The organism is Luteimonas yanweni (genome assembly GCF_039548475.1).
GTDB lineage: Bacteria > Pseudomonadota > Gammaproteobacteria > Xanthomonadales > Xanthomonadaceae > Luteimonas.
The window spans coordinates 140,280-164,871 of sequence record NZ_JBCLVC010000011.1; the positions used below are offsets into that span (position 1 = coordinate 140,280).

Annotated in this window: 39 protein-coding genes and 1 pseudogene; 13 read left to right on the forward strand and 27 right to left on the reverse strand. The window is 68.9% G+C overall.

What is annotated here, in order from left to right:
- Positions 1-81: 81 nt before the first annotated feature.
- The 24 genes from WCE39_RS07970 to WCE39_RS08085 all read right to left on the reverse strand — a co-directional run bounded on the left by WCE39_RS07970 (position 82) and on the right by WCE39_RS08085 (position 16,889).
- Complete coding sequence (locus WCE39_RS07970; RefSeq protein WP_343276151.1) at positions 82-495, reverse strand: head decoration protein; 414 nt, start codon at positions 493-495, stop codon at positions 82-84.
- A gap of 2 nt (positions 496-497) precedes the next feature.
- Positions 498-1,922: a S49 family peptidase gene (locus WCE39_RS07975; RefSeq protein WP_343276152.1), complete on the reverse strand. Its 1,425-nt coding sequence runs from the start codon at positions 1,920-1,922 to the stop codon at positions 498-500.
- A complete protein-coding gene (locus tag WCE39_RS07980; RefSeq protein WP_343276153.1) occupies positions 1,919-3,394 on the reverse strand; it encodes a phage portal protein in 1,476 nt (491 codons plus the stop codon). The genes WCE39_RS07975 and WCE39_RS07980 overlap by 4 nt, the downstream gene beginning before the upstream one ends.
- Position 3,395: 1 nt before the next feature.
- Complete coding sequence (locus WCE39_RS07985) at positions 3,396-3,611, reverse strand: phage head-tail joining protein (RefSeq protein WP_343276154.1); 216 nt, start codon at positions 3,609-3,611, stop codon at positions 3,396-3,398.
- Positions 3,612-3,614: 3 nt separating this feature from the next.
- Positions 3,615-5,711 (reverse strand): terminase gpA endonuclease subunit, encoded by a 2,097-nt coding sequence (locus WCE39_RS07990; RefSeq protein WP_343276155.1) that lies wholly within the window; start codon positions 5,709-5,711, stop codon positions 3,615-3,617.
- On the reverse strand, positions 5,692-6,201 hold the full coding sequence (locus WCE39_RS07995; RefSeq protein ID WP_343276156.1) for a DUF1441 family protein: 510 nt from the start codon (positions 6,199-6,201) through the stop codon (positions 5,692-5,694). The genes WCE39_RS07990 and WCE39_RS07995 overlap by 20 nt, the downstream gene beginning before the upstream one ends.
- Positions 6,202-6,366: 165 nt before the next feature.
- Positions 6,367-6,777, reverse strand: coding sequence for a hypothetical protein (locus WCE39_RS08000; RefSeq protein ID WP_343276157.1), 411 nt, complete (start codon positions 6,775-6,777; stop codon positions 6,367-6,369).
- Positions 6,774-7,115, reverse strand: a complete 342-nt coding sequence (locus WCE39_RS08005) for a hypothetical protein (RefSeq protein ID WP_343276158.1) — start codon at positions 7,113-7,115, stop codon at positions 6,774-6,776. Before WCE39_RS08005 ends, WCE39_RS08000 begins: the two co-directional genes overlap by 4 nt.
- Complete coding sequence (locus WCE39_RS08010) at positions 7,112-7,486, reverse strand: hypothetical protein (RefSeq protein WP_343276159.1); 375 nt, start codon at positions 7,484-7,486, stop codon at positions 7,112-7,114. The genes WCE39_RS08005 and WCE39_RS08010 overlap by 4 nt, the downstream gene beginning before the upstream one ends.
- 3 nt (positions 7,487-7,489) lie before the next feature.
- Positions 7,490-8,014 carry a hypothetical protein gene (locus tag WCE39_RS08015; RefSeq protein WP_343276160.1) on the reverse strand — a complete coding sequence of 175 codons (525 nt, stop codon included), beginning with the start codon at positions 8,012-8,014 and terminating at the stop codon, positions 7,490-7,492.
- Entirely contained in the window at positions 8,011-8,580 is a 570-nt protein-coding gene (locus WCE39_RS08020; RefSeq protein ID WP_343276161.1) for a hypothetical protein, read from the reverse strand. The genes WCE39_RS08015 and WCE39_RS08020 overlap by 4 nt, the downstream gene beginning before the upstream one ends.
- Positions 8,577-9,125, reverse strand: a complete 549-nt coding sequence (locus tag WCE39_RS08025) for an N-acetylmuramoyl-L-alanine amidase (protein ID WP_343276162.1) — start codon at positions 9,123-9,125, stop codon at positions 8,577-8,579. The genes WCE39_RS08020 and WCE39_RS08025 overlap by 4 nt, the downstream gene beginning before the upstream one ends.
- A gap of 382 nt (positions 9,126-9,507) precedes the next feature.
- On the reverse strand, positions 9,508-10,038 hold the full coding sequence (locus WCE39_RS08030) for a TraB/GumN family protein (RefSeq protein ID WP_343276163.1): 531 nt from the start codon (positions 10,036-10,038) through the stop codon (positions 9,508-9,510).
- A 2-nt stretch (positions 10,039-10,040) separates the two neighbouring features.
- Positions 10,041-10,337: a hypothetical protein gene (locus tag WCE39_RS08035; protein WP_343276164.1), complete on the reverse strand. Its 297-nt coding sequence runs from the start codon at positions 10,335-10,337 to the stop codon at positions 10,041-10,043.
- Complete coding sequence (locus WCE39_RS08040; RefSeq protein WP_343276165.1) at positions 10,334-10,678, reverse strand: Ref family recombination enhancement nuclease; 345 nt, start codon at positions 10,676-10,678, stop codon at positions 10,334-10,336. Before WCE39_RS08040 ends, WCE39_RS08035 begins: the two co-directional genes overlap by 4 nt.
- A gap of 23 nt (positions 10,679-10,701) precedes the next feature.
- Positions 10,702-10,971: a hypothetical protein gene (locus WCE39_RS08045; protein ID WP_343276166.1), complete on the reverse strand. Its 270-nt coding sequence runs from the start codon at positions 10,969-10,971 to the stop codon at positions 10,702-10,704.
- The gene (locus WCE39_RS08050; RefSeq protein ID WP_343276167.1) at positions 10,971-11,906 is read right to left on the reverse strand and encodes a hypothetical protein; all 936 of its coding nucleotides are present in this window, start codon (positions 11,904-11,906) and stop codon (positions 10,971-10,973) included. Before WCE39_RS08050 ends, WCE39_RS08045 begins: the two co-directional genes overlap by 1 nt.
- A complete protein-coding gene (locus tag WCE39_RS08055; protein ID WP_343276168.1) occupies positions 11,903-13,741 on the reverse strand; it encodes a ParB/RepB/Spo0J family partition protein in 1,839 nt (612 codons plus the stop codon). Before WCE39_RS08055 ends, WCE39_RS08050 begins: the two co-directional genes overlap by 4 nt.
- Before the next feature lie 42 nt (positions 13,742-13,783).
- Positions 13,784-14,311: a hypothetical protein gene (locus WCE39_RS08060; protein WP_343276169.1), complete on the reverse strand. Its 528-nt coding sequence runs from the start codon at positions 14,309-14,311 to the stop codon at positions 13,784-13,786.
- A complete protein-coding gene (locus WCE39_RS08065) occupies positions 14,308-14,748 on the reverse strand; it encodes a DUF1064 domain-containing protein (RefSeq protein ID WP_343276170.1) in 441 nt (146 codons plus the stop codon). The genes WCE39_RS08060 and WCE39_RS08065 overlap by 4 nt, the downstream gene beginning before the upstream one ends.
- Entirely contained in the window at positions 14,748-15,308 is a 561-nt protein-coding gene (locus WCE39_RS08070; protein ID WP_343276171.1) for a hypothetical protein, read from the reverse strand. The genes WCE39_RS08065 and WCE39_RS08070 overlap by 1 nt, the downstream gene beginning before the upstream one ends.
- Positions 15,305-16,174, reverse strand: coding sequence for a hypothetical protein (locus tag WCE39_RS08075; protein ID WP_343276172.1), 870 nt, complete (start codon positions 16,172-16,174; stop codon positions 15,305-15,307). Before WCE39_RS08075 ends, WCE39_RS08070 begins: the two co-directional genes overlap by 4 nt.
- The gene (locus WCE39_RS08080) at positions 16,171-16,431 is read right to left on the reverse strand and encodes a hypothetical protein (protein ID WP_343276173.1); all 261 of its coding nucleotides are present in this window, start codon (positions 16,429-16,431) and stop codon (positions 16,171-16,173) included. The genes WCE39_RS08075 and WCE39_RS08080 overlap by 4 nt, the downstream gene beginning before the upstream one ends.
- Positions 16,428-16,889: a phage regulatory CII family protein gene (locus tag WCE39_RS08085; protein ID WP_343276174.1), complete on the reverse strand. Its 462-nt coding sequence runs from the start codon at positions 16,887-16,889 to the stop codon at positions 16,428-16,430. The genes WCE39_RS08080 and WCE39_RS08085 overlap by 4 nt, the downstream gene beginning before the upstream one ends.
- Positions 16,890-17,135: 246 nt before the next feature.
- Here WCE39_RS08085 and WCE39_RS08090 point away from each other — a divergent pair, with 246 nt between their 5' ends.
- On the forward strand, positions 17,136-17,414 hold the full coding sequence (locus tag WCE39_RS08090; protein WP_343276175.1) for a hypothetical protein: 279 nt from the start codon (positions 17,136-17,138) through the stop codon (positions 17,412-17,414).
- Positions 17,415-17,569: 155 nt separating this feature from the next.
- Here WCE39_RS08090 and WCE39_RS08095 read toward each other — a convergent pair whose 3' ends face one another.
- Positions 17,570-17,809, reverse strand: coding sequence for a helix-turn-helix domain-containing protein (locus tag WCE39_RS08095; protein WP_343276176.1), 240 nt, complete (start codon positions 17,807-17,809; stop codon positions 17,570-17,572).
- Here WCE39_RS08095 and WCE39_RS08100 point away from each other — a divergent pair.
- Both WCE39_RS08100 and WCE39_RS08105 read left to right on the forward strand, forming a co-directional pair.
- The gene (locus WCE39_RS08100) at positions 17,808-18,584 is read left to right on the forward strand and encodes a helix-turn-helix domain-containing protein (RefSeq protein ID WP_343276194.1); all 777 of its coding nucleotides are present in this window, start codon (positions 17,808-17,810) and stop codon (positions 18,582-18,584) included. The genes WCE39_RS08095 and WCE39_RS08100 overlap by 2 nt on opposite strands.
- Positions 18,585-18,608: 24 nt before the next feature.
- On the forward strand, positions 18,609-19,079 hold the full coding sequence (locus tag WCE39_RS08105; protein ID WP_343276177.1) for a DUF4282 domain-containing protein: 471 nt from the start codon (positions 18,609-18,611) through the stop codon (positions 19,077-19,079).
- A 51-nt stretch (positions 19,080-19,130) separates the two neighbouring features.
- Here the strand turns inward: WCE39_RS08105 and WCE39_RS08110 are convergent, their stop codons facing one another.
- The gene (locus tag WCE39_RS08110; protein ID WP_343276178.1) at positions 19,131-19,511 is read right to left on the reverse strand and encodes a hypothetical protein; all 381 of its coding nucleotides are present in this window, start codon (positions 19,509-19,511) and stop codon (positions 19,131-19,133) included.
- Positions 19,511-19,852 carry a hypothetical protein gene (locus tag WCE39_RS08115; protein WP_343276179.1) on the reverse strand — a complete coding sequence of 114 codons (342 nt, stop codon included), beginning with the start codon at positions 19,850-19,852 and terminating at the stop codon, positions 19,511-19,513. The genes WCE39_RS08110 and WCE39_RS08115 overlap by 1 nt, the downstream gene beginning before the upstream one ends.
- A gap of 209 nt (positions 19,853-20,061) precedes the next feature.
- On the opposite strand from WCE39_RS08115, the gene WCE39_RS08120 reads away from it, so the two are divergent.
- From WCE39_RS08120 to WCE39_RS08165, 10 genes and pseudogenes are all read left to right on the forward strand, one after another.
- On the forward strand, positions 20,062-20,583 hold the full coding sequence (locus WCE39_RS08120; RefSeq protein ID WP_343276180.1) for a hypothetical protein: 522 nt from the start codon (positions 20,062-20,064) through the stop codon (positions 20,581-20,583).
- On the forward strand, positions 20,580-20,768 hold the full coding sequence (locus WCE39_RS08125) for a hypothetical protein (protein WP_343276181.1): 189 nt from the start codon (positions 20,580-20,582) through the stop codon (positions 20,766-20,768). Before WCE39_RS08120 ends, WCE39_RS08125 begins: the two co-directional genes overlap by 4 nt.
- Positions 20,765-21,142, forward strand: a complete 378-nt coding sequence (locus WCE39_RS08130; RefSeq protein WP_343276182.1) for a hypothetical protein — start codon at positions 20,765-20,767, stop codon at positions 21,140-21,142. The genes WCE39_RS08125 and WCE39_RS08130 overlap by 4 nt, the downstream gene beginning before the upstream one ends.
- On the forward strand, positions 21,139-21,381 hold the full coding sequence (locus tag WCE39_RS08135; RefSeq protein WP_343276183.1) for a hypothetical protein: 243 nt from the start codon (positions 21,139-21,141) through the stop codon (positions 21,379-21,381). The genes WCE39_RS08130 and WCE39_RS08135 overlap by 4 nt, the downstream gene beginning before the upstream one ends.
- Positions 21,382-21,822: 441 nt before the next feature.
- A pseudogene (locus WCE39_RS08140) lies at positions 21,823-22,722 on the forward strand (recombination-associated protein RdgC); the annotation flags it as partial.
- 60 nt (positions 22,723-22,782) lie between these two features.
- Complete coding sequence (locus WCE39_RS08145) at positions 22,783-23,064, forward strand: DNA translocase FtsK (protein WP_343276195.1); 282 nt, start codon at positions 22,783-22,785, stop codon at positions 23,062-23,064.
- Between the two features lie 29 nt (positions 23,065-23,093).
- Entirely contained in the window at positions 23,094-23,243 is a 150-nt protein-coding gene (locus WCE39_RS08150) for a hypothetical protein (protein ID WP_343276184.1), read from the forward strand.
- Positions 23,240-23,791 carry a hypothetical protein gene (locus tag WCE39_RS08155; protein WP_343276185.1) on the forward strand — a complete coding sequence of 184 codons (552 nt, stop codon included), beginning with the start codon at positions 23,240-23,242 and terminating at the stop codon, positions 23,789-23,791. Before WCE39_RS08150 ends, WCE39_RS08155 begins: the two co-directional genes overlap by 4 nt.
- On the forward strand, positions 23,791-24,078 hold the full coding sequence (locus WCE39_RS08160) for a hypothetical protein (protein ID WP_343276186.1): 288 nt from the start codon (positions 23,791-23,793) through the stop codon (positions 24,076-24,078). Before WCE39_RS08155 ends, WCE39_RS08160 begins: the two co-directional genes overlap by 1 nt.
- A complete protein-coding gene (locus WCE39_RS08165; protein ID WP_343276187.1) occupies positions 24,071-24,451 on the forward strand; it encodes a hypothetical protein in 381 nt (126 codons plus the stop codon). The genes WCE39_RS08160 and WCE39_RS08165 overlap by 8 nt, the downstream gene beginning before the upstream one ends.
- Positions 24,452-24,592: the final 141 nt, after the last annotated feature.

The following is a 24,592-nucleotide window of genomic DNA, read 5'->3' on the forward strand; positions in this document are numbered from 1 at the left end:
CTGGGGCAGCGGAAACGGGGTTGTCAGAACGCCGAAACCCCGCGGGTGCGGGGCTTCGTGGGGCGATGCTGTAGCTGTGGATCAGACTTCGGGTTCGACCGGCGGCAGGTCGTCGGCGAGGCCGGCGTCCGTCTCCAGGCCCGTCGGGCGCTCGGTCCAGCGGACGACGATGCCGACCGTGGCCAGCTGCTCGGCGTAGGCCGTCTTGGTGGCGTCGGTGGTGGCGTCCGGCCAGGCGAGCAACTCGCCGTGCACTTCGGCATCGCGGGCGATCACGGTCGCCTTCTGCACCACGGTGGACTCGTCGACGGCTCCGTAGAGCACACCCACGGCGTCGGCAGCGGTCGCCGCCGGCGTGCCGTCGGCAGCCACGATGGTGCCGGGCACCATGGCGTCGGTGTTCGCCGGGACGGTGAAGAGCGCGCGGCTGCGCTCGCCATTGGCTTCGGCCAGAAGGAAAGCGGCCGTGGCCACCGCGGTGAGTCGGATGTTCATGATCAGCCTCGCTTGCGATAGATGGAGGAGGGATTCAGCCGGTGGGCCGGCTTGGGCTTCTCGGCGGAATTGGCCGGGAGTGTGGTCTGCACCGGTACCGCCTCATCCGCCTTGGCCTTGGCCTCGAGCAGGTCGGCGCGCACCTGCGCGAGTTCGGTGTTCTTGCGGACGTAGGGCGTGGGATCGACGCCCAGGCCCGACGCGGCCACCAGGTCGATGACCGCAGTGGCGTGCTCGACGCGCGCGCCGATGTCCGTGTCGTGGCCGATGCACTGGACCAGGGCGAGGGCCACCGGGCCGGGAAGGTTGGCGGCCGCGGCCGCATCGGCCATGGCGCCGCGCGCGAACTGATTGCGCTGCTCCGGGGTCATCAGGGCCTCGGGGGTAAGGGTGTCGACCACCGCCTCGAGCAGCGGACCGGCGGCAGCGCTCTCCAGCGCTGGCAGCGCTTCGCCAGTGCCGTCGCCGGTGATGGTGGCGGCCGAGCCTTCCATCCCCGTGCCCTGCTCGCCATCGTCACCGGGCTGCTCCGGCGCGTCGGCGCCGGGCGCGCCCAGGTCAGCGACCAGGTTGTCCCACGTGCCGAGCCGGTCGGCCACGCCCGCGTCGATGGCGCGCTGGCCGAAGAAGATCCCGGCCTCGGTCGCGCGCACCGCCTCTTCCGGCATGCCGCGGTTGCGGGCGACCGTGGCCACGAACACGTCGTAGTCGTCGTTCGCCCACTGCTGCAGGTTGTTCTTCGCCTCGTCGCTCAGCGGCGCGTCCGGCGAGAAGTCGACCTTGCGGGCACCCGCGTAGATCTCGGTGACCCGTACGCCCATGCGCTCGTTGTAGCCGCTCCAGTCCTCGTGCGAGCAGCAGACACCCACGGATCCGGCGCCGCCGGTGCGGCTCACCCAGATCTGGTCGCACGCGCTGGCGATGGCGTAGGCCGCGCTGTAGGCGTAGTCATCGACCAGCGCGATCATCGGCTTCGCGCCGCGGCTGGAGTACAGGTGGTCGACCAGGTCGAAGCAACCCGAGGCCATGCCTCCGGGCGACTCGATGCGCAGGACGATCGCGGTGACGTCGTCGTCAGCCAGCAGGTCGTCGAACTGCTCGCGGATGGCCACGTAGCTCATCGGGCCGGGGCCGCTGGCGCCGGGCATGGGCCGGTTGACCAGGCCACCGGTGATCGGCAGCACGCCGATGGTGCCCACCGTGGTCACGCCCTGCTCCGTGGCCACCTGCAGCGGCACGCGCTCGGTGGCCAGCATGGTGTCGTCGCTGGTGATGGCGCCGGTCAGATAACCGTTGATCAGCGACTGCGCCATGGCGGGATGCGCCAGCAGTGGCCGGTTGAGCGCGGCGAAGGCAAGCGCCGACACCACGGGGGCCGGGTTGCTCCGGCCGGCGAGTCGGGAAAGCAGGCGCGTGGCCTTGTTCATGCGTCATCTCCAGTGGTGTCGGGCAGCGCGGTCCCCGGCGAGCGCGCCTGGGTGAGACCGGCGGCGCTGGTCTTGCGGGCGTCGCTGTCGAGCACGAAGCCGTAGGCGTCGCCGCGGGCGTTGTCTTCGGCGATCTCTTCGTCCACCCGCTCGGGGTCCTCGCCGCGGGCAAGCACGGTGCTGGACTTCGACTGCAGGCCGGCGCGGATCGCCTTGATGTCGGCGTCCACGTCCTGCACCGGGTGGCTGTAGGGCCAGCCCTGCGGAACCCAGAGGGTCTCCGCAACCTCGACGCGGTTCTCGGCGTAGGCGGGCGCGTCCAGCTTGCCGGCCAGCACCGCAAAGTCGAGGTAGCGCTGGCGGATCGGCTGGCAGTACTTCGGGATGAAGGTGAGCCACTGCCACATCTCGATGACGCGGCGAAATTCGTTGAGGATCAGGCGCAGCGCGCGGTCGGAGATGTTGCGCAGGTCACCCGTCAGCACCTCGTACGGGATGTTGTAGGTGGCCGCGATCTCCATCAGGCCGTTGCGCATGTAGTCGCTGTAGTTCGCGCCCGCGTCGGGCGGGTCGCTGAACTTCACGTCCATGCCGGCCGGGAGCTCCTGCATGGTCGCCGGCTCCATGCCCGCGAGCTGCACGCCGTCCGCGCCGGGCTCGGCGCCGTCGCCGATCGGGGCACCCTGCCCGCCCTCGGGGCCGTCTTCCTCTTCGCCTGCCTTCTGGGTGTAGAAGCCGAGGAACAGGTTGGCGATGGCCTGACGCTCGAGGACGTTGTCCGCGAACCGGTCCAGGTTGAACATGCGCATCAGCGCCGGCGCGATGTCCGGCGTGCCGCGGATCTGGCCGGCGCGCTTCGGCTGGAACACGTGCTCCACCTGGTCGGCGGGCACACGCACGAGCTCGTTGCCGTTCACGGCCTGGTGGTAGTCCCCGGGATGCTCCCGGTACATCCAGTAAGCGACGCGGCGGCCGATCAGGTCGAACTCGATGCCGGCGCGCACGGAGTTTCCGTTGCTGGCGGTGGTGTAGAGCTCGTTCGGGCACTGCTCGCTGGGGATCAATTGCACCTGCAGCGGCACCGGCAGGCCGTCGCTCTCGCGCCGCGCCCGGAAACGGACGAAGACTTCGCCTGCCTCCTTCCACTCACGCCAGGCCAGAGCCTGCTGGGCGTAGCCGTCGCAGGTGCCATCGGCGTCCATCACGGCGTACCAGCGCTTCCAGAGCGCGGCCTCGGCCTTGCGATGCTCCGGAGAGCCCCACACGCCCTTGGCCTGGATGCCGGTGGCGATGCCGTTGGCCGCCAACTTGTCGAGCGCTGCGGATCCCCACGGATTGTTCCGCACCTGGTCGCGCGCGCGGGCGCGGATCACGCCGGCGCCGGCCAGGTTCACCGCATTCGGCCCCACGTTGGTCGCGCGCCACATGCGCGCGCGGCGGCCTTGTCCGGCCGCGGCGAAGATCTCGCTCACCTCACCAGCCCCGGCCGGACTGATAGACGCGGGTGGTGCGGCTGCGGCGGGGCTGCGGGTTGGCGACAGCGGCGATCTCGCGCTGCATCTCGCGACGCAGCGCGCGCAGTTCCTTCGCCGACTGGTAGGTGACCGACCGGTCGCCGTACTTCACGGTGGTGACACCGGTGCGCAGCGCCTGCTCGACCGCAGCCAGATCGGTTGTGGTCCATGCCATGCGTCAGCGCCTCACGTAGCTCGAGCGAATCACCCGCGGCTTGCGCAGTCGGGTGGGTGGCGGCGGCTGCGGCGTCTCGCCGTCGGCCACCACGTCGGGGTTCGTGTCCCAGTCGGCCGCCCAGGGCGGCGGGCTGTTCCAGTTGAAGGCCGGCACCTTGAGCCACTGGGCCAGGCCCTCGTTGTAGTACGCGAGGTCGAACTGCTCGTTTCGCGCCTTGCCGGGGTTGTGCCAGCCCGTGGGCGTGCGCGATTCGGCGGTGAGCTCCTCGTAGAAGCTGGTCGGCAGCCAGTCCGGGAAGTGATAGAAGCCCGGGCCGGGCTCCGCGCGCTTCACGTTCGAGGCCACCATGTCCTTGAAGCGGTTCGAGTTGAGCAGCAGCTGCGGGACGTCGCCGACGGATCCGCTCTTGCGGTCCTTTCGCTTGCTGGCGTCGGGCCGCGTCTCGCGCCACATCCACTCGCTACGGCCGTCGCCGCCACCCTTCACCAGGCGCACGCGCCAGTGAAGGCCGCGCTTCTTCAGCGATCGCCAGAACTCCAGCGCGCGCGGCGCGTGGCCCTTCGACCCGCCCCAGTCGATGCCCACGGCGCGCACCGGCATCGACCGGCCACTGCCATCCGCCAGCGGGTAGCGCCGCTGGATGACCTTGTCGACCAGGCGCTCCCAGTCTTCGATGTACTTCGACGGCTCCAGCGGCAGGAAGCTGCCGTCTGCACCGCCGGCGTCGCGCCGCGAGGTGCGCAGCGAGAAGCTGTCGACGATCCAGCGCTCGAGCGCGCCGCTCGGCCCCAGCCCCCAACCCATCACCTGGACCACGAACCGGTTCTTCTGGCCGTCGACCGAGGCAGTCAGGAAGCGCACACCGGCCGGCACCGCGCCAGCGGGAAGTTCCTCGGCGCGCTGCTGCAGCTCCGAAGGATTGCCGTCCGAGCGCGCCGCCATGGGCACGTAGGGCAGCGCCTGGTCGACGTTGGTGGTGGCCTTGAGCGGGCGCTCCTCGCCGGTGGTCACGTACGTCTTCAGCGCCTGCAGGTAGCGCTCTAGCAGCGATTCCCAGCTCTGGAACGCCGCGGCCACGCCACCCAGCCAATAGCTGGTGGTGCGCGAGGCAACCGGGTTGCCCTCGATCGTCCCGTCCGGGTGGATCACCTGCCCTTCCGCCACCCAGTCGCCGGCGGCGTTGAGCTGCTTCTTCCAGCGCGGCTCGATCGGCGCGCCGCAGTGCGGGCACCAGATCTGCGCGTAGGCCTGCGCCAGCGCCAGCGTGTCCTCTCGCAACACCCGCTCGGCGAGCTCGTCGCTGGGCGGCAGCACGAACAGGTCCAGGCCCGGCCGCGCCTCGAAGTACTCCTTGCACTCCATGCAAGGCCAGTACCAGCGGTGGCGATCGCCGCGGTTGTAGAGCGCCGCAATCCCGGCAGCTGGCGGGGCCTGGTGCGGTGACTCCGGCGTCCACTTGCCGTTGGTGTAGTCGATCGCCGGCGAGGACTCCGCCACGCAGATGCCGCCGGACATGAAAGTCTGGATGCGCTTGAGCGCGTATCCGAACGCCTCATCGATGCTCAGATCGCCGGTGAAGTTGTCGACGTCGGTCATCAGGACGACCTTGATGTCCTTGCCCGAGAGCACGGACAACGAGGGCCAGCCCAAGCGGAGCGACATCCCCGACCGGAAGAACTTCATCAGGACGTTGTCGTCCTGGGCGCGCCGACTGAGCTGCTCCTTGAGCTTTGGGCTCTCATGGATCGCACGCCTGATGCGCGTCTTGCTGTAGTCCTCGGCTGCGTCTTTCGTCGACTGGACGACCAAGGTATCTGCGGGATCGCAGGTGATCGTGTAGGCAAGCCGGCCGTCGACCAGTGCCAGTGTCTTGCCGGACCGTGCGGGCCCCACAAAGATCACTGCTTCATGCCGGCGACTGCTCGTCGCGTCCAGCGGCCGCCGCATGTACGGCGTGACGCTGTAGTCCCAGTCCTCACCGCTGCCGGTCGCGTTGGTAACGCGAAGGGCTCGAGCGCCCTCGCTCACCGACACTCGGAGCGGCGGCTTGAGTGCCTCGGCGACGTCCAGGCGAACGCTACGCGCGGTCGCGAACATCGTCGTCGTCCTCGGCGACCGCCAGTTCGTAGAGTTGCTGGCGGATGGAATCGCAGGTCTTCTGCACGGTTTCTGCAGCCTCCGGTGCCAGTGCGCAGTCGCGCTCGAGGATGTCCGGCAGCGTGTCCAGAACCTTCACCACCTTCTTCACCAGCTCGGCATAGTCGGCCTCGACCTCTACCGCCGGGATCAGCTGGCCGATGGTGACCTCGACCTTCAGCCGCTCGTTCTCGGACTGGTAGTAGTCCTTGCGGTCCTTCGGGGGCAGGTCGCGCGGGTCGACCACGCCGCTCTCGACGCTGGGCCCAATGGGATCAACCAGCGCCGGCGCTGCATCGGCGAGCCGATATACGTCGTGGCCACCGCGCTTTCCGCATGGCGGAACGCCCGCATCACGCAGCCTTTTCGTGGCTGTGCGGCGGTCCATTCCCAGCTCGTCGGCGAGCCTGGCGATAGACCAGCCCGACTGGAATGCGCGAACTTCACCCATGTTCAGTGATGCGCAGCGCGCACACCCTCCTAACCCCTTGTTTTTAAGGGGTCCCGCGCCACCTGTGGTGGAGCGCATGGAGCCCCGAAAATCTGTCGCTCACCGCGGCCTTGCTCCCCCGTGGTTGGCCGCGGATCGCCCAGGGGCCCCCGAGCCGGCCACTTATCAACAGGCAGGCCGGGTCTGTGGATAACTCACCCGGCCGCGGACGGTGACCGTGCGATAGACCTCGATCGCGTCGCGGGCAGCAGTCTCGTATTGGCACCGCATGTCCTCGTCCAGGCACGCCATCACGTCCACAGGAACCTCGATCCCCATGCGCCGGCAAAGCGAACCAACGAGAGAAGCAGCGACCTCCTGGACGGGATCGCGGGAGTCGGCCGTCCGGTCCGCCTCGGCACGGCCGGCGGACTCTTCGGCGACGAGGAACTGCTTCGGACCGTAGATGCTGTCCTCGAACACGTCGCCGGCCGCGCGCAGCGTTGCGGCAACCGCGTTGTCGCGAAGGTCGATGACCTCGACGGGGGTGACCGGCGTGGCCGTGTCGGTGAGGGTGACGCGGATGCGGGTGGTCATGGCTGATCTCCGGTGCGCCGCTCAGGCGCGGGCTGCGCGCCGCGGATCACACCGCGACGCTTGATGTCTTCGATGAAGCCGGCGCATGCCTGGCGCCGGCGCTCGCATTGCAGCAGCGCACCGGCCAAGCCGCCCACGACCTCCTCGCCCAGGGCGTCCCACGCTTGCGGGTCTTCCGGGTCGATCAACCAGCGGAACCCGGTGTCGGTCAGCGACGGGGTGCAGGCCGCGTAGCAGGTGGCATCGGCGTCGGCGACAGGCGCTTCGTCACGCTGGTCCTTGCGGCAGCCAGACAGCAGCAGCGTGGCCAGCACGACCAGCAGCCCGAGATACCTCACGGCTTCACCTGCTCAGCGCCGAGCGCACGGTTGATGGCATCCACCCTGTCGGCACCGGGGGCGCAGACGGGGTCGGTGATAGGCCGCGCACGGGTGGCGGCGCGGTAGTCCCGGCCGGCCTGCCCCAACCTCGTGGCTACCGTGGTCGCCGCTTGGTCCAGCACGCGGGCGCGCTCGTGCGCGCTGGCCAGCATCTCGGCGGAAAGCTCCAGCGCCTGGTCCTTGGCGGCGATCTCGTCGCGCAGGGGCGCAATCGCCGCCTGCCGCCACTGCCGCAGGTTGAACCACACGCTCAGCACCAGCAGCAGCAGCAGGATGGCGACCCACTTCCAGGCAAACCACCAGGCCGCAATGCGCGAAGCTGCAGGCATGGCTCAGTCGCCCCACGCCGGAGACGTGGCGTCAGCGATCAGCGCGGTGATCAGCTTCGAGAACAACATCCGCTTCTGCTCGGTGTGTCCCACCAGGCCGTTCCAGTTGCAGCGCAGCAGCTCCTGCATGACCTTGGGCCAGTCGCCGGCCTCGATGCCCTGCCACAGCGGCTCCCAGGCTTCGACGTGGTCCGGCCCCAGAAGGTCGGCGATCGCGTACAGCACCGACAGGCGCAGCACGCTGATCGGGCGTCGCGCCTGGAGCGCGAACACGCGGCGGTGCAGCACCTGCCTGGTCTGGGCGATCTCACTGCGCAGGCGCAACGAGCTGACCTCCACCGGTTCGGGGTGGCGCTCAACTTGGCGATTCCAACCGAGCCTGAGCACGTTGTTCTCGTCCCGGGTGGGGAGCGCTTGGCGCTCGAAGTGGAGCTTGATGATCTGCTCGGCCTGACGTGCCGCACGCACCTCGGTCAGCCCCAGCTCCTGCTCGAATGCTGCCGCTTCCTTGGACGCCTGCGGGCTCATGCGGCCTGCCGGTCAGGCTTGGCGTGCGGGGCCGCGAGCTCCTGCCGGAGCCGCATGCGCACAGCGTCCACGTCCACCGGCTCGCGCTCGAGCACGGCAACCACCTCGCGCAGCGCGTCCAGGCGACCGCTGGTGTAGCCCAGCTGCTGGCACGGCCGAAGGGATGCAGGCTGCAGGTCGGGGAAGCGCTGGTAGATACAGTTCGAGCCAATGGTCCAGAGCACGTACGCGCCAGTCGCGGCGAAGCAGGCGTACTGCAGGCCCACCAGGGAGCGGTACTGGCTGGCCACCATCACCAAGGCAATGCCGCTGGCCAGCAAGCGCGTGACGCGCAGGGTGAGCGGGCGCGGCCAGGAGTCGGGCAGCAGGTGCGGCAGCCACGCCGGCGCCACTGCGCCGACCATCGTCGCCACCACCACCGCGCCGAACAGCGGCAGCTGCCAGAAGATGCGGAGCTCGCCCACCACCCAGCGGGAGAACTCGAGGAACTGCGTGCTGCCGAGCAGCGAGATCAGGGCCATCACGATCACGCCAGCGCCCACGGCCGCGGTCTTCTGTGCAGTCATGGTGCGGGCCTCTCGACCATTTCTTCGGTGCTTGTGACCTCGCTGACCACGTTGGAGAAGTCAGGCCACACGGGGCGCGCCAGCGCTTGCCGGCGCAGCCAGTCGCGAACGCTGAAGCTCGGGCACTCCTTCCCGGGGTCCAGATCGCGGTGGCCGAGGATCGTGTCGATCTTCGGAAAGCGGATCTGCAGCAGCTCGACCTGCTGTTCCAGCGTCAGCCACTGGGAGTGCGTGAAGTTGTTCTCGACCAGGAGCGCCGGATTCCCGGTCTTCGGGTGCAGGCCGCGCCGCACGCCCCCGACCATGCAGATACCGATGCTGGCCTTGTTGCCGTTCTGGGCCGCGCAGTGGGCGCCCTGGATCTCCACCGGCCGCCCGCGCTCGAACCGGCCATCGCGACGGATCACGAAGTGGTAGCCGATGTCGTTCCAGCCGTTGCCCTTGGGCGGCGGGTCGGTGTGCCAGTGGCGGATCTCCGCGACACCCACGTCCATGTCCGGCGGGGTGGCCGAGCAATGGATGATGATTTTGGTGATCTCGCGCACCGGCGCGTACTCCTATGGGTGGGCCGGCACGGCCACCGCTGCCCTGGGCGGCGCGAGAGAAAGCGCCAGTTCCCACCGCGTGCGTGACCAGAGTTGTGCCAGGGCGCCAGCAGCAGCGCGTCTCACGACGGGCCTTGCCTTCGAAGCGGCTGCGGCGCGGCGGCGGCCGTGATGACCGACCCGTTGAAATGGTCGAGGCCCCGGAGCTGGGTAGCTGCCGAGGCCTCGGGATGGCTTTCGATCGGGGGGATCGGTGGCCACGATAGCCACAATGGGTAGGCGCCGGTTCCCGCGCAACATGTGGTGGAGAAACCCTAGGTGTGGTGCTGGTGTGGCGTTGGTGTGGTCTAGGTGTGGATGAAAAAAGCGCCACACCTAGCCGCTAGCCACCCCAGAGCGCTCGCTTGAAACCGCTCCGGCCGCTGTCCAACGCTTCCCCGAACACCGCACTCGCACACCTGTGCACGGCCATGTAGCTGGCTTTGCGCATCTTCGCGTCCTTCGCCAGCTGGGCGAAAGGCACCCGCTGCGTCGGCCACACCAAGTCGTGCGCTGCGTCGAAAATCACGATACGGAGGCGCCACCGGTCCTCGGGCTTGTCCATGTCCAACGGCGCCGGCCGCAGCTTCCGCACCGTGCGAACCACCTCCCGGTAGGCCGAGGCCGCGAGCCGAGCCAACTGTCGCTCGTCAGCGCGCGTGGCCACGGCCACGGCGGTATCCCGGCCCAGGGCGTCCCACTTCCCCATGAAGCCCACCGCGCCGGCGATGTCGACGGCCTGCAGCCCTGGCGTGGACGCCCTTCCCTCCACCGGCTGCCGGTATCCACCGCCCACGAGCATCCGGGCCAGCAGCTCGAGGGAGTCGCGCTTCTCGGTGCTGTAGGTGTCCGCCACCTGCTTGGGTCGCGCCATGCTCAGATGCCCTCCCGCTCGTACTTCGCAGCCAGCCGGTCGAACTTCTGGATCTCGGCCTCGAGTGTCCGCTCCTGGGCGCTCTTATCCCGGTGCCCGCGGTGGCCGGTCTGATAGCCGCCCCGCACCTCAGCCAGGTTCGCGCGCAGTTCCACCGCGCGGGCGCGAGCCCAGTCGGACTTCTTGGCGTGCTTCATCGGCTTGCCCTTGGCCTTTGCAGCGGCCTGCCGGCGCGCCAGCTCCGCGCGCAGGTCGTCGCTGCTCACCTTGGTGAGGTCGAGGGATGCCGCCGCGGTCATGCGTGCACCCGGTTCAAGATGGCCATCTGCTTCTCCATGAGGGTGTCGTCGTCCCCGAAAGCCCGGGCGAAGGGCACGGAGCCCTCCGACAGCGCGGGGCCAAGTTGCGTGCGGTGCATGGCGTGGTTCCAGCCCTCGACCAGGAGGCGGCCGCGGTGGCGCCATAGGCAGAGCCCGACCGTGTGCATGTGGCCGCGGCGGATCCCGCCCGACAGCAGGTGGTGGGCTTCCACCAGGGGCGGTTCACCCTGGCGCGGGTCGACGCGGTAGCCGCGCTCGTCGCAGGCGATGCAGCCGCGGCGCTTGATCGCGTCCACCCAGGCCGCCTCGGGCTTCGTCATTGCCCCCGTAGACCGACCGCGCTTCATCGGTCGGCGCCCCCTTGGGTCTGGGCGAGGGCGGCGGTCAATATCGCGTCGCGGTCTCCGTCACCCGGGAACCAATTGATAGCGCACGAATGCTCCGGCCCTACAGCCTCCTGCGCTGCCTTGTGAGCCTTCGCCATGCGGACTTTGGCCAGCCACAGACGGTCGCGCGCCTCGCCATACGCTCGCTCCGCGTCGCCGCGGTCGGCGCGCGCTTCGTTCCACTCCTTCACAGCCTCCATGCTGCCGGGGCGCGCGAACATGCTCATCACGCACCCCCTTGGGGCTGGGCGGCGTAGCAGTCGCACCCATCCAACGCGCTGTGCGGGCAGTCCGGCTCCTCATCCACGGCTGCGGGCTGCTGGGCGAGAGCGGCGACGTGCTCCTCGACCTCCTCTACCGCGTCCACGAATCCCCACGCGCTCGACCATTCCGCCGGGCGGCCGGTGACGGCTTGGAACATGCGGCCAAGCGCGTCCTCGGCGGCGTCGCGCTGGTCGATGGTCCGCCCGTGGTCCGATTCTTCGCGGTCCAGCCGGCACTGCATTTCCTCCACCCCCACGGGCGCGCTCGGGGGTGCGGTGCGCTCGTCCTCGTCGGGGATGCGCATCCACTTATGCGGCTGGTCGAACTCCCCGAGGCGCTCACCGTCCCACGCAACGTGCCAGCCTCCGTCGCAGTAGCGAACGCTTACCGGAAAATCGCTGTCGGGCAGCAGCGCGAAGATACCGGTGCCATCGCGCGGCGCGGTGTCCATCGAATGCCACACCTCCCCGCCGCCCTCTGCCTGCGCCTCGGCATGGGGCTGGGGGGCGGCTTCTGGCTTGCGGTACATGCCCATCCCCCGCCACTCGTTTCCGCACTCGCCGCCGCATTCCTCACGGCCGCAGCACTCGGCGATCAGCACAGCGTCGCCTGCGAACTGGCGAGCTTCCCATCCAGCCCATGCCGCCTGAACGTCCCCCACCGCATCCCACACGGTATGCCCGGCGTCTGAAATGCCGGTGTCCAGCCAGTCGTTGAACGCTGCATCGCTGAATCGGGCGCGGTCGGCTTCACGATCCCCGCCCACCCCCGCAGGCTCCCGCAGGCGGGCGATGGCGTGGTCGATGGCTGCCGTGTAGTCCGCTTCCGCTACGGTCCCGCCGTCCTTGCGCATCGCGGCCAACACCTCCAGGGCGCGGCTGTCTGTCATGGCGCTCATTCGACGTCTCCCGCGGCCGCGGCCTTGCCACGCGGCGCCTTCTCCTTCCTGGGCTTCTCCGCCGGGCGCAGCTGCTTCGGGATCCAGCCCTCGGGGAACAGCGGCAGTGCGGCGGCGGGTAGTTCGCCTTTCTTCAGCTTCTCCAGGGGGTCCGCGGCCTTCTTGCCGGCGGCGTCGGCCACCATCGCCACGATCACCGGCTTGGGCAGGGTGGACAGCCACTCCTCCGTGGGGCGCCACTCCGCGGCGATGTCAGCGCGCGCGACCGCGGCCAGCTGCACCACGCCGTCCTTCGCGCCGGGGCTCCAGTCCACGGCATCGATCTCGCGCGCGACCAGGAAGGCGAGCAGCTGCTGCAGGTCCTGCGGCGACTGCTCCACCGCCCAGGCAGCAAGGTCTTCGGCCTTCCGCGGCAGCTTGGCCTTCCACTCGGCGTTGAGGGCATCGAGGCGCTCGCCGTACGGGCCCTCTGCGACCACTGCGCGGTGCGGGCCCCCTGCCCGGCCACTGGCCTCGCGCCCGATGCAGACCCAGCGGCGCGGGCCGCCGTAGCCGTCATACAGGTCCGCGGCCAGGCGGGCCACGAGCAGGGCCATGGCGATGTGCGGAGCCTTGGCCACCTGCAGCTGCACGATCGCGCTGGCTTCGGCCTGCAGGCGCTGCAGCGCACCGAAGGACGGCTCCCCGGGAACCTTCGCGGTGCGCTCGTGGGTGCCAACCTGGACGGTGCTGGCCGGACCTTCGGACTGCTGCTCGCCCGCCTGCTCCCTCGCCGGGGCCACCTCGCCATCCCGCAGCAGGCCGCGGTAGATGGTCAGGCCGTGGTTGAGCATCACGCGGGCGCCGGCCGCGCCCTTCTCCTCTTCCGTGTAGCTCGTTGAGTCTTCAAGCCACGACAGGCGCACCCAGTCTGCGGCGGTCATCGGGTCCTTCTCCTCGAAGGCGTCGATCTCCGCGCAGTCGGCTTCGGTGAGTTCGATCCCCGTGCCGGCGACCTTCGGGGAGTTCCAATTCGGGCGCTCCCCGCCCACTTCGACCCAGCTCCAGCCCTCGGCGCGGACCAGGGCGGCGACCTCCTCGAGCGCTTCAGCCGCCAGCTTGTCGAGCAGGTGGATATCCAGCAGCACCACGGCGTCGGAGAACATGTCCTCCCGGGTCCGGCCGCCGGCGGCGGTGTAGGCGTCGAGCCCCACCAGCTTCACCCGATCGTCGGTCTGGCTGACCTCGGAGCGCAGCAGGTCACGGCGGATGCTCGCCGCCTCCGACTGGTAGCTGCTGCCGCGCACCTGCTTCCAGTGAGCCTCCTGGCGTTCGGTGTCCTCGGTCACGGCGAAGGCCTGGAGCTGCTCGAGCGTCATGTCGCCGTCGCCATAGGCCTGCAGCAGCTTCGGGGACACCCGGGCCAGGCGAAGGCGCTGCTTGACCACGGTCTCGGTGACGCCGAAGCGCGCGGCGACCTCGGCTTCGTCCTTGCCATCGTCGACCAGCGCCTGGAAGGCATTGAACTGATCGAGCGGATGCATGGCTTCGCGGATGGTGTTCTCGGCGAGCGAGGCCTCCTGGGCTTCGGACTCGTCCACCACACGGCACGGCACGCCAGCGACCAGGGCGTCGGGCAGTTCGCCGGCCTTGTGCAGCTGCTGCAGCGCGCGCAGGCGCCGGCCGCCGAACACGACGCCGAAGCTGTCGCCGGTAGGAACGACGCCCAGGTTCTGCTGCAGGCCGGATGCGCGGATGCTCGCGGCGAGCTCCTCGATCTTCTTGCCGCCGGTCTTGCGGACGTTGAGCGGCGAGGCCTTGAGCTTCGCGAGGGGGATGGTCTGGATCTGGTTCACGGGGTCACTCCGTTGGGTTGGCGCCCTGGCGAGGCGCGGTGGTCAGGCGGTGTAGGTGTGGCGAAGCTCTGAGCGCGAGACGGCGCCACGCGGCAGGCGCTCGATGACGCCGCCCATGGCTTCGAACTCCTGGGACGTCATGCGCTTGCCCTTGGCCGTGGGCTGTGGGGCGAAGATCGCCACCACGGGAGGGGTGATCACCACCCGCTGGCGGCCCGCCGGCTTGGGCTTGGCAGCCGGCGCCGCTGCCTTCTTCCTGCTGCGGACGGCGCCGCCCACTGATTCGGCGTACTTCAGCCTCGCCCGCTCCGCGGCACGCTCGCGGTGGCGCTGGCGCGTGGCGCGGCGCTGCTCCGGGGTGCCGCCATACACGCGCGGCGACTTGCCGGGGCTGTAGACGAAGTTCCGCGGTGAGCCGGTGCGCTTCAGGTGCCCGGCCTTGGTCAGCGCGTACAGCAGCTTGCCAGTGGCCTCGGGGACATCGGCCTGCACTTCTTCGAGCGTGACCTCCCCGCCGTGGTACTGAACGATTGCGCGCACGCGCGCCGACACGGTGTCTTCCTGCCTCACTTCTCGATCTCCACGGTGATGGGGTACAGCGCCTCGGTCTGGCGCTTCTTCAGGCGGAACGTCTGGGTCTCGACGCCCTTCACATCAACAAACCGGGCGCGCTTGCAGCTGCAGCCGCCGCAGGTGCAGGGCAGGAACTCGAGGAAGTCGAGGACGTAGCGGGTGTTTCCAGGCAGGTGCATCGGCACCTGCCGGAGGAAGAACTCCACCTGGCCGGCGGCGACCCGAAGCTTCAGGTTCTGGAAGTAGCGGGCCTCGGCTTGGGAGTCGAAGCGGATGCCGTCGACCACAGTGGGCTTGGCGCCGTACTTGCTGCCGCGTGCAGCCGTAGGCGCTGCCGGAGGGCGGTAGCCGTGCTGCTTGTCGTACAACGCGCGCATGCCCGTGGGCATCGAGGCCGGCGCCTGGTAGCGCAGCGCGCGTGGGGCCTTGGCCATCAGCCGCCACTCCGCACGGCCGTGAGCAGCGCCGCGGCGCGCGTAACGTCACCCTGGGCGTCGGCGTAGTCCAGCAGCGCCTCGAGCTCGGCGCGCGACAGGTCGGCCCAGCGGGATGGTTCTCCCATGTCCCCCTGGTCGATAGCGGACGCGTCGGCGGTGTGGCGAACGATGGCACCACCGAGCAGGCGCGCATCTGAAACCAGCACCTGACCATCCGGCAGCGGCGGCAGGGCTGCGGCGTGCTCCGGCGGCAGCGGTACCGGCCAGCGCTCGGCCACGGCGTGCGCGGCGATGCGGTAGGTCGGCTCGTCCCTGCCCTTCCTCGCGCTGCGGACCGTCCCGCCGCGCACGGCCAGGCCATCGTTCTCCAGCCGGCGCAGGACGCCGGACACCGTCCAGCCATCGATGCCTGACCATGCACGCTTCGGGTGGCCATCCGCCAATGCGGACACGCCCATGCGCTCGGCCACCTCGGCGGCGGTCAGTTCGCCCACGCCGCACTCGGCCAGAACGTGCATGGCCAGGTCGCGCAGGTACTCACGGCTCTCGTCGCTCATGCGGGCTCGAACTCCTCGTGGCGGGTATGGGCGTGCTTGTTGCGTGCCTCGGCGATCAGGCGCTCGCGCTCGGTGTCTGCCTCGAGGCCGTCACCGAGCGCGCCGTAGCTGTGCAGCTGCTGGATGTGCGCGATCTCGCGCTGCAGCGGAGATTCGCTGGCCTCTCGCCAGTCCCGCTGCGGCGCCGCCGGGGCACGGCTTCCGGTCACAGGCTGGCCAGGGGCTGCCTTCGGGGCGTCGGCGCGGCGGATCCAGTTGCGCCAGGTGGCCGGCCAGTCGGCACGTCGGCCCTTGGCGCCCGGGGCGGCGACCCAGTAGTCCCTGAACTTCGCGGCCTCGGCGTTTGCGTCGATCTCGGGCCGCTCCCGACGAGCGAAGGCGAGGTCCTCGTCCGAAGGACTCCAGTCGAGGGGGAGGCGGGAGCCGGAGGCGACGCTCGCTCTTGAATCAGAAGAAGAATCAAGAGCAGAATCCGTGTCCCGTTTTTGGGCCTGTTTCGAGGGAAAAACGGGACTCTTTGCCGGGAATTTCGGAACCGGTCCGTTTTCGGAACTGTTCCGGTTTTGGGTGTATTCCGAGAACAGGTCAGGAGGGCACCGCAGCTCGTACACGGGCACCTGTTTGGTCTTCCCAACGCGCTCGCCGGTGTCCTCAATCAAGCCCCACTCGCGAAGCCTCGCGAGGTTGGTGACCACCGTCTTTCGGTCCTGCGCGGTGGCGTCGGCCAGGTACTTGATGCTCGTGAACGCCACCACCCGCCCCCGCTGGTCCGGGTTGGCGCGATTGGACATCGCCAGCAGAACGAACTTCGCGCCGCTGTTCGGCACGGGCTGCTTCCATGCCCAGTTGGTGGCCTCGTGGCTCATGCCGCGGTGCCCTCCCCTGTCGGGAGCGCCAGCTCATCGATGCACGCCAGGCAGCGGTAGGCCGTCGACTTGGACACTCGCCAGCGGCGCGCCATGCGCTCGGCGAGGATCTTCCGCTCCATGCCGCGGTGCGCGAGCACCCATTCCAGGGCCGCGTATTCGGGAACCAGTGCGCGGGCTTCTTCCCGGTGCTGGTCATCCAGCCGGTGGAACAGGAACGCGGCGAGCTTCCAGCCTTCGGGCGCCGAGCTGATCACAGGCGGTCCCCCGGGGCCTGCGCGGCGCGCGCGGCGTCGGCCGCGGCCTCCTGCGCGATCGCCACAAGGCCGGCGTGCACAGCTGCGCATGCGCGCCCGATCTCGGACAGGTCGTTGGAGCTGATCACCTTGTCGGCGATCGCGCGGGCGATCACCGAGGAGAGGTCACCCTTCGCCGCCGACGTCGCTAGCACGGCGTCCATCAGGCAGCCCGGGCCATCGCCTTCGATGGGCTGCAGCGTGTATCCGTGCTCGGCTGCCAGGGCGTGGAGGATCCGGTGATCGCCGGTCACGCCCATGAGTGCATCGGCATCGGCTAGGCTCAGCACGTTGCGGTCGTTCTTCGGATTGACCTTGTTGCGCAGCACCGCCCCGGTCATTCCGACCCGGGGTGCCAGGGACTCCGAGCCCCCCGGATAGCAGCGGACGGTCGCGTAGGCCGCGTCCTGGACATTCACGGGCGGGCACCTCGAATGGAGACGGCCCGGCGCGCGCGCGGCACGCTGGGGCCATGAACGTGATCCGCTTCCCTGCCCCGCTCCGAATAGGGCTGCTGCGCCACTTCGATGTGGCTACGGGCCCGGGCGAGCTGGCTGCAGTCCTGTGGTGGCCGGCGGCCATTGCGCCTGTCTGGTGCAGAAAGAAGGTGCCGGCCTCCGGTGTAGGCTGGGTGTGCGACCACACCAACCCACCCGGAGACCGGCATGACGAAGAGGACGTTCACAGAGGACCCTCGCTCGGGGCTTCACCAGGCGCAGGGCCAGTTGGCGTACCTGATGGAGCTTTTCGGCGACGAGCTCGCGGCGAAGCAGGGCTGGAAGCGTCTGGACGGCATTCAGGCGGTTCGGTACTACTTGATGCAGAAGCACAACTGGCTTCCGGCGCAGGTGAACTCGATGAGTCAAGACGATCTCGAATTCGCGATGACTCAAGAGATGCAAGGGTGGACCGCAGAGAAAGCACTTCGCGGAAACTCCCCGTAGCCGAGGCGGCGAGCTCCTCCAGTCCTTCAGCCTCCACGTCGAGACAGTCGGCCCGCGCTTGGTCGCACCGGCGCCTGGCCGCCGCATACGCGCGCGCTCGCGCAGCCTGCTCAGCACGAGCAGCTGGCGTGACCAGCGGTTCTACCCCAGGCATCTCAGGCGCCCTCCGCGAGCGGGGCGCTCGGCCCTTGGGCACCAGCGGTGCCGGAGAGGAGCTGTCCATCAGCGCTGAACGCCTCCGGCTTAAGCTGGTAGCGGATCTTCAGTTCGTGGTTCTCGGGGATCGGCTCACCGTCGCGCCACATGTAGATGGCGGAGTGCGTTTTGAGCCCGAGGGCGGCCTGCAGCTCTTTGACGGAGCCAAACAGGGAGATGGCCTGCTCTTTGGTGATCATGCCGCCGATTGTCAGCCTGCTGACAGCTCATGTCAACCGACTGACTGAGGCGCTTTGTAAGCTTCCTGACATGCCGAAGCAGCCTCGCGACTTCCCTACCCGCGCACGATTCGCTCGCGAGCGCGCTGGCTTTGCCAACGAGCAGGCGGCGGCTGACGCCATTGGCTGCGGTCGTACCACGGTGATCCGCTGGGAGAAGGACGCCAAATCGATCAGCGGCAACTACCTCCACGCTGCGGCGAGCGCCTACAAGGTGCGTCCCCAGTGGCTGCTGTTAACCAGCGACGACGATGGGTTCCCTATAGACGGCGTGGCTCCCCAAACGGTCTCCGTGACTGAGACGCCCCCCGACTATGTTCGTGCCGTTGACATGGGCACGGAGGGAGAGATGGGGGAAGGAAGGGTCAACGACGATTTCCCGGAGGTGATCCGGGCGGTCGACTACACGCAGAAGTACATCCGGGGCCTAGTCGGTTTTGTGCCGCCTCCGGGGCGGCTGGTCCTCGTGACGGGGCGCGGGGATTCCATGCTGCCCACGATCGAACCGGGGGAGTCGCTGCTGATGGACACCGGCGTGAAGACATACGACGGGGATGGCATCTACCTGGTCAACCTGGGGAACGGGCAGCAGATCAAGCGGCTGGTGGACCACGGCGAGGCCGCCGGGATCCACGTCCACAGCGACAACAAGGCTTACCCCACCCTGCCGTTCCCGAAGGGTGGTTTGGTTGCGGGCAAGGTGTACCTGCGGAACCGGGTGGATCGATTCAACTGAGGGGCCAACAGGGAGGGCAAGGGGATGGGGAAGCTGTGTCTGCTGTGTAAGTACGAGCGACGGCCTGAGGACCAGGCGCCGGAGACCGAATGCCCGGGATGCGGGGCGATCTACGCGAACGTGGAGGCGCAGAGGAAAGCCGCGGCGGCCAGCGCCCAAGCGCGCGCACTGGTGTCGGTGCGCGCTCGCCGCACTTCACGCCAGGATAAGGACGGATTCATCCTTTTCCGCACGATGGTGACGCCGTGGCTGGCCGTCGCCGTCTTCGTTCTGGTGCTGGTTAGCGGCGGGATAGGGGTTGTCTACGGCGTCCTTGCCGGTGACGCCACGATGGTGGTCACGTCCGTGGTCGGGATCTTGGCCACACGCATCGGCTTGGAGTGCGTGACGGTGTTCTTCCGGATCGCGGACGACCTCCAGCAGGCGAAGGAGGTGCTGTTCGAGATGCAGGAGCAGCAGCTTCGATCCGGGCTAGGTAGCCCTCCGGGCGAGTAGTCCGGAGCGAGCCAGAAGAAACAAAAAGCCCCTCTCGCGAGGGGCTTTTCTCTACTGCGCGAGTTTCTGGAGAATTGGGGATAGATACTGCTGAATGATCCAGAGTCCCCCACTGCCGATCGCCGCTAGAGTTAAGCCTGCAGCCCAAGCGAGAGCCTTCCAGAGGTCGGCCTTGTTGGGCATGTGCGTCAGTCGCTCCTTGATGACGCCAACGTCCTGCTCGACGCATCTCAGCCTCTCATCAAGCTTGGCAAGGTCGGTCATTTCATCTCCTCCGGTCGTCACCGAATCTCGGTGCACGATGAGCTTCGACGCGGTCTGGCTCAGCGTTACAGAAACCGTTGTTTTGCCAGGTGGTCCGGATGAAACCACCGCCACAGGGTACTGGGTGAAGCCTGAAGAATTCGTTGTGGCGGCGTCGATTGCCGACATCAGGGGCCCTCGCCGAACGTCGCCAGATTCGTAGACATCCCAGAGAACGCCTTGCTGAAGCTCTCGAACAGTGCGACGGGAACCAGCACGGTGACCACGTCCTCGCGACTGATCTCTGTTCTGCTGGGGGGGTCCTTCTTCGTCAGGGTCACGGGCCCGGCGGGGTTGGACATGTCCGTGCCATCCGGCATCTCGAACAACTCTTCGACCAGGTCCACACGATCCCGATAGTAGGTCAAGTGGACGAATCCATCTGGGGAGGGGCCGGACACCGCCATCCCTGTAGCCACGCAGGTAAAGTGCGCCGCGTGCTTATTGTGCTTCAACGCGAAATCTGCCATCCCTCTCCCCCCAAGAAGTAATGCGCAGGCCCCTTCGGCACCGGGTGCGCAGGTCGCTGCCCGCGTAGTGTACAGCCCTTTTCGAGCCCGCTTCGGCGGGCATTTTCATCTCCCACCTGTCAGGGTGTTGACAGCATTCGCGACAACTGTCAGTCTCCTGACACGCCCCACGAAACCGGCAGCCGCCGACCGGGGCACTGGAGACGGAGATGGGGGAGCAGAACCGTAGGCGCCGCGCCACCGACCGCAACCATGCGGCGCGGGCCGGCCTGATCGTCGCCGCGCTGATCGCCGGCGTGGTCTTCTTCAACCGGGCCGATGGCTGGGTCGCCGACCACCGCGACGCCGAGCTCGCCGCCGTCCGGGTGCACGACACCCGCACCTGCGCTGCGGTGGCGGTCTACACCACGGCCACGGCCGACGACTGGTCGCAGCGCGCGGTGATTGCCCGCGCAAACCTCAACCTCTTCAAGACGACCGGGGTGCCCGACTGCTACCCCGAGCTCGTCACGATCCTGGGCGACGGCCTCGACGACTACCGCTGGCAGGCCGCGCTCGACGCGGTCGACGCCGTGGCGTCCGAGTCCTATGCCCTTCCCCTCGCCTGTGAGCGGGTCGACAGCGTCGCCCCCTCGACGGTCCCCACCGGGGCTTCTCCCCTCCCCGGTGATCTGTCGGCCCGCTCGCAGTGCGTTATCTCCGGCCTGGCCTTCTGGGACTCGCAGGCATGAGCGCGTTCAAGCCCACCCGCCGCGAGCTGCGCGAGGTCCAGCGCCTGGCCACCGAGTGCGAGATCGACGCCCGCGTGACCCAGCAGCTCGGGCCGCTGTGGTATGGCGTCCACCGTCCTGCAAAGCGCTCCGCAGACGCGTTCGCACTCTCGGCCGCTGTCGCGGTACGCGGGGCGCAGGCATGAGCGCATCGTTCCGGCCCATCAGGTTCGAGGCCTGGCAGAAGCTCCAGCTCGAGGAGACCGACGACGAGACGCTGGTTGATTGCCTGGAGTGCCATGGCGAAGGGGTCGCGGACTGCTGCGAATGCGGTCATGAAAGCGAGTGCGCGGGCTGCTGCGGTGACGGGAAGGTCGCCTGGGGCGAGCTTCGCGAGCACGAGCGGCAGCGCCATCTGACCTATGCCCGATACGCCGAGGCGATCCTCCAAGACGCCCGTGCCTGGGCCAGCTGGCTGGAACGTGATCCGGCTGAAGAACTCTTCGCTGCGGGGTTTCGAGTCGCGTCCTCTGTCGTGAGCAAGTCGCTGGTCGTGCTGCGCTCCGGAGATCTCCATTGAGCGCCGTCTTGGCCGTGGCGCTCCTGGCATCGATCCCGCTGCTGCTGATCGTCGGCGAGCTGCGCCACATGCGGGTGGTGATGAAGGCGGAGTGCCGCAAGAAGGTCCAGTCCTCAGCCGATCTGCAGATGGCGGCGCGAATCCTCGAGTTCGACGACGTGTCCGATTACGCAAAGGGCGTCCTGGCGCGGGCATACGAGTCCGGCATCTACCCCGAGCGCAGGAAGGCGCCGAGGTGAGCGCCCTCCTCCGCTACGTCGTGTTGGTCCCCGGGCTGTCCGGTCCGGTCCACGTCTACGCCGGGAGCAAGGCGGATGCGATGCGCGAAGGCGCCGCGTCAATCGGCCTGCCCTCCCTTCCCGAGGGATCCACTGCCGTTCCCGTCAGGAACGACCACACCGTCCAGTGGGAGGCAGCGTGAACGCCCGGCTGCTGGTGAAGACCCTACGCCGCCCTCCTACGGCTCCCCATGGCCGGCGCGCACCAGCACCCACAGCCGAGCCGCTGCAGCTCTTGGGCGACGGCCTCGACGCCGTGTTCCTGCGCATGCAGCCCGACGTCCGCATGGACAGCCTTCGCCGCGAGCTGGGCCAGGCCTTTCAACTCGCGTGGGCCCGCGGCCAGCGCCCTGACCTTCGTTTCGGGCGCCCGATGCGCCTTCGCCCTATTGGAGCCCGCTGATGTTCTTCCGCAACCTGACCATGTTCCGCTTCCCCGCCTCGCTCGACCTCAGCGCGCTGGAAGAAGCCCTCGCCACCTGCCCGCTGCGGCCGGTCGGTCCTCTCGAGCTTTCGTCCAGCGGCTTCGTGCCGCCCCTGGGCCGCGGCGCTACCGCGGTCGCGCACCAGGTCGGCAACGCCGTGTGGGTGGCCGTGGGTGGCGAGGACCGGCTGCTGCCGGCCGCGGTGGTCAACGCCGAGCTGGCCAAGCGCATCGACGACGCCGAGCAGCGCGAAGGCCGGCGCCCGGGCGGCCGCGCGCGCAAGCGCATGAAGGAGGAGCTGGTGCACGAGCTGCTGCCGCGCGCCTTCGTCCGGCCGTCGCGCACCGACGCCATGCTCGACCTGGCCCGCGGCCTCTGCATCGTCGACACGTCGTCCCGCGGCGCCGGCGAGGCCGTGGTCTCCGCGCTGCGCCAGGCGCTGGGCAGCTTTCCGGCCCTGCCGCTTAACGCGGAGGTCGATCCGCGCACCGTGCTGACCGGCTGGATCTCCGGCGAGCCGCTCCCGGATGGCCTGTCGCTGGGCGAGGAGTGCGAGCTCAAGGACGCCGGCGACAGCGGCGCGGTCGTCCGGTGCCAGCGGCAGGACCTGGGCGGCGAAGAGATCGGCGAGCACCTCGAGGCCGGCAAGCAAGTCACGCGGCTGGCGCTGACCCTCGACGACCACGTGTCCTTCGTCCTCGGCGAGGACCTGGTCGTGCGCAAGCTCAAGTTCCTGGACGGCGCGGTCGACGCGCTCGACGGGGCGGACCACGAAGACGTGCACGCCGAGCTCGACGCGCGCTTCGCGCTGATGGCCGGCGAGGTCGGGCGGCTGTTCGATGTGCTCGAGCCTGCGCTGCGGCTGTCCCGGCCCGATGGTGGGGTTGCAGCGCCAGCCCGGGAGAAGCGGGCGCGCAGTGCACCCCTGCCAACAGCCATGGAGGGGATCGAGACCGTAACGATCAGCACCCCTGGCGGACCCTCCGTGACGCTGACCGCCGAGCAGTTCCGCCGCGCTCCGGAGCAGTTCGCCGAAGTCGCGCGCGCAGAGAAAATCGTTCGGGAGTCCGGCGTGGCCTCCATCTCGCGGGTGCAGCGCGAGATGGGCCTCGGATACAACGCGGCCGCGCGATTGATCGAAGCCCTCGAGCTGCTCGGCGTGGTCACGGCGCCGGACGCCGCCGGGAAGCGATCGATCGTACAGCGGGGCTCCGCATGACCGCGGAGGCCGCCTGCCCCGAGCCCCAGGTGCGCCCTCCCAGCCGCTTCGAGATCCGCCGGCAGCGGTGGATCCGCGCTCAGCGCCTGGGCCGCGACGAGATCGCCGACCTCCCGCCCCACTTCGACCCCGGTGCCGACTACGACGTCGCCCCGGCCAATGAGGAACCCCTGCCGTGATCTGGAAGATCGTCGCCTTCATCGTGTCCCGCCGCTCGGTCGCTGACTGGCTGATCCGGCGCGCGCAGCGCGCGCCCTACTTCCACCTGCCCGGCTACATGAGCCGCTGGTGGCTGTTCAACCCCTACGGCGGTGGGAGCCAGGGCGAGGCCGACCAGGCCGACGACAGCGCGCGCCACCGCCGCCGCTGGCCGTGGCTGCCCTCGGTCCGGATCCACCACATCCTGCGCGAGGACCAGGCCGACCACCCGCACGACCACCCGTGGGACGCGCGGACCATCATCCTCAAGGGCTGGTACGTCGAGCGGAAGCCGATGCGGCGGTCGTCCTACGGTCTGCTCGTGCCGCGTCTCCCCGGTGACACAGCGCCAATCAAGCACGGCGACTACCACCACATCACCAGCGTGAGCCCGGGCGGGGTCTGGACGCTCTTCATCACCTGGGCCTACCGCGGCAGCTGGGGCTTCCTGGTCGACGGGGAGAAGGTGCCGTGGCGGGAGTACGAGGCGAAGTACCAGCGCGCGGGCGCCCCACCGGAGGTGCAGTGATGCCCTTCATCGACCACCGCAAGAACACCAAGACCCTCTGGGGCCGTGAAGTTGCCGGCGAGAGCAACCCGAACCGGGAAGACATCCAGCTTGGTTGCCTGCTTCGCATCGCCGACGCCACCGAGGCCATGGCCAAGCGCCACACCGAGCTGATGGCCGCGCGCGACTACTACGAGCGCCTGGCGCGGGATCGCGCCGACACCATTGAGACCCTGCGCCGGCAGCGCGCGGCGCTGCGCGGGACGATCACGCGCATGAAGCGGGCACAGGAGAAGGGCCATGCGTGAGCTGATCGAGGGTCTGCGCGTGCTGGAGCAGGACCACGAGCCGGACGGCTGGCCTGCGGTGCGGATGCGCGACATCACCGCGCTACTCGACGCCCTCGAAGCGGCGCACGCCGACATTGACGGGATGCGTGAGACGATCATGGCCGAGCACGATGCCCGGATTGAAGCCGCCGCCGCCCTCGAAGCGTCCAATCGAGCTGTGAGCATAGCTACCGGCGAGCGGAACCGAGTGCAGGCGAAATGGGACAAGTGCAGGGCTGAACTCGAAGCGGCGCGGGAGGATCTGACCGTGGCGAATCTCGCGGCTGACAGATTCTGTGCCATCGCCACGGCCGCCATCGACCAGGCGCGCGGGAAGGGGGGTGGCCAGTGACTGACCTGATCATCGCCGGCTTCGGCATCCGTCGCGACGACGTCGGCCGCTTCTCCCTGAACGACCTGCACCGGGGGGGGGGGGGGGGGGGGGGAAACCACCCACAAGTGCTGTTTAGGGAAACCCAAAACCAAAAAAAGG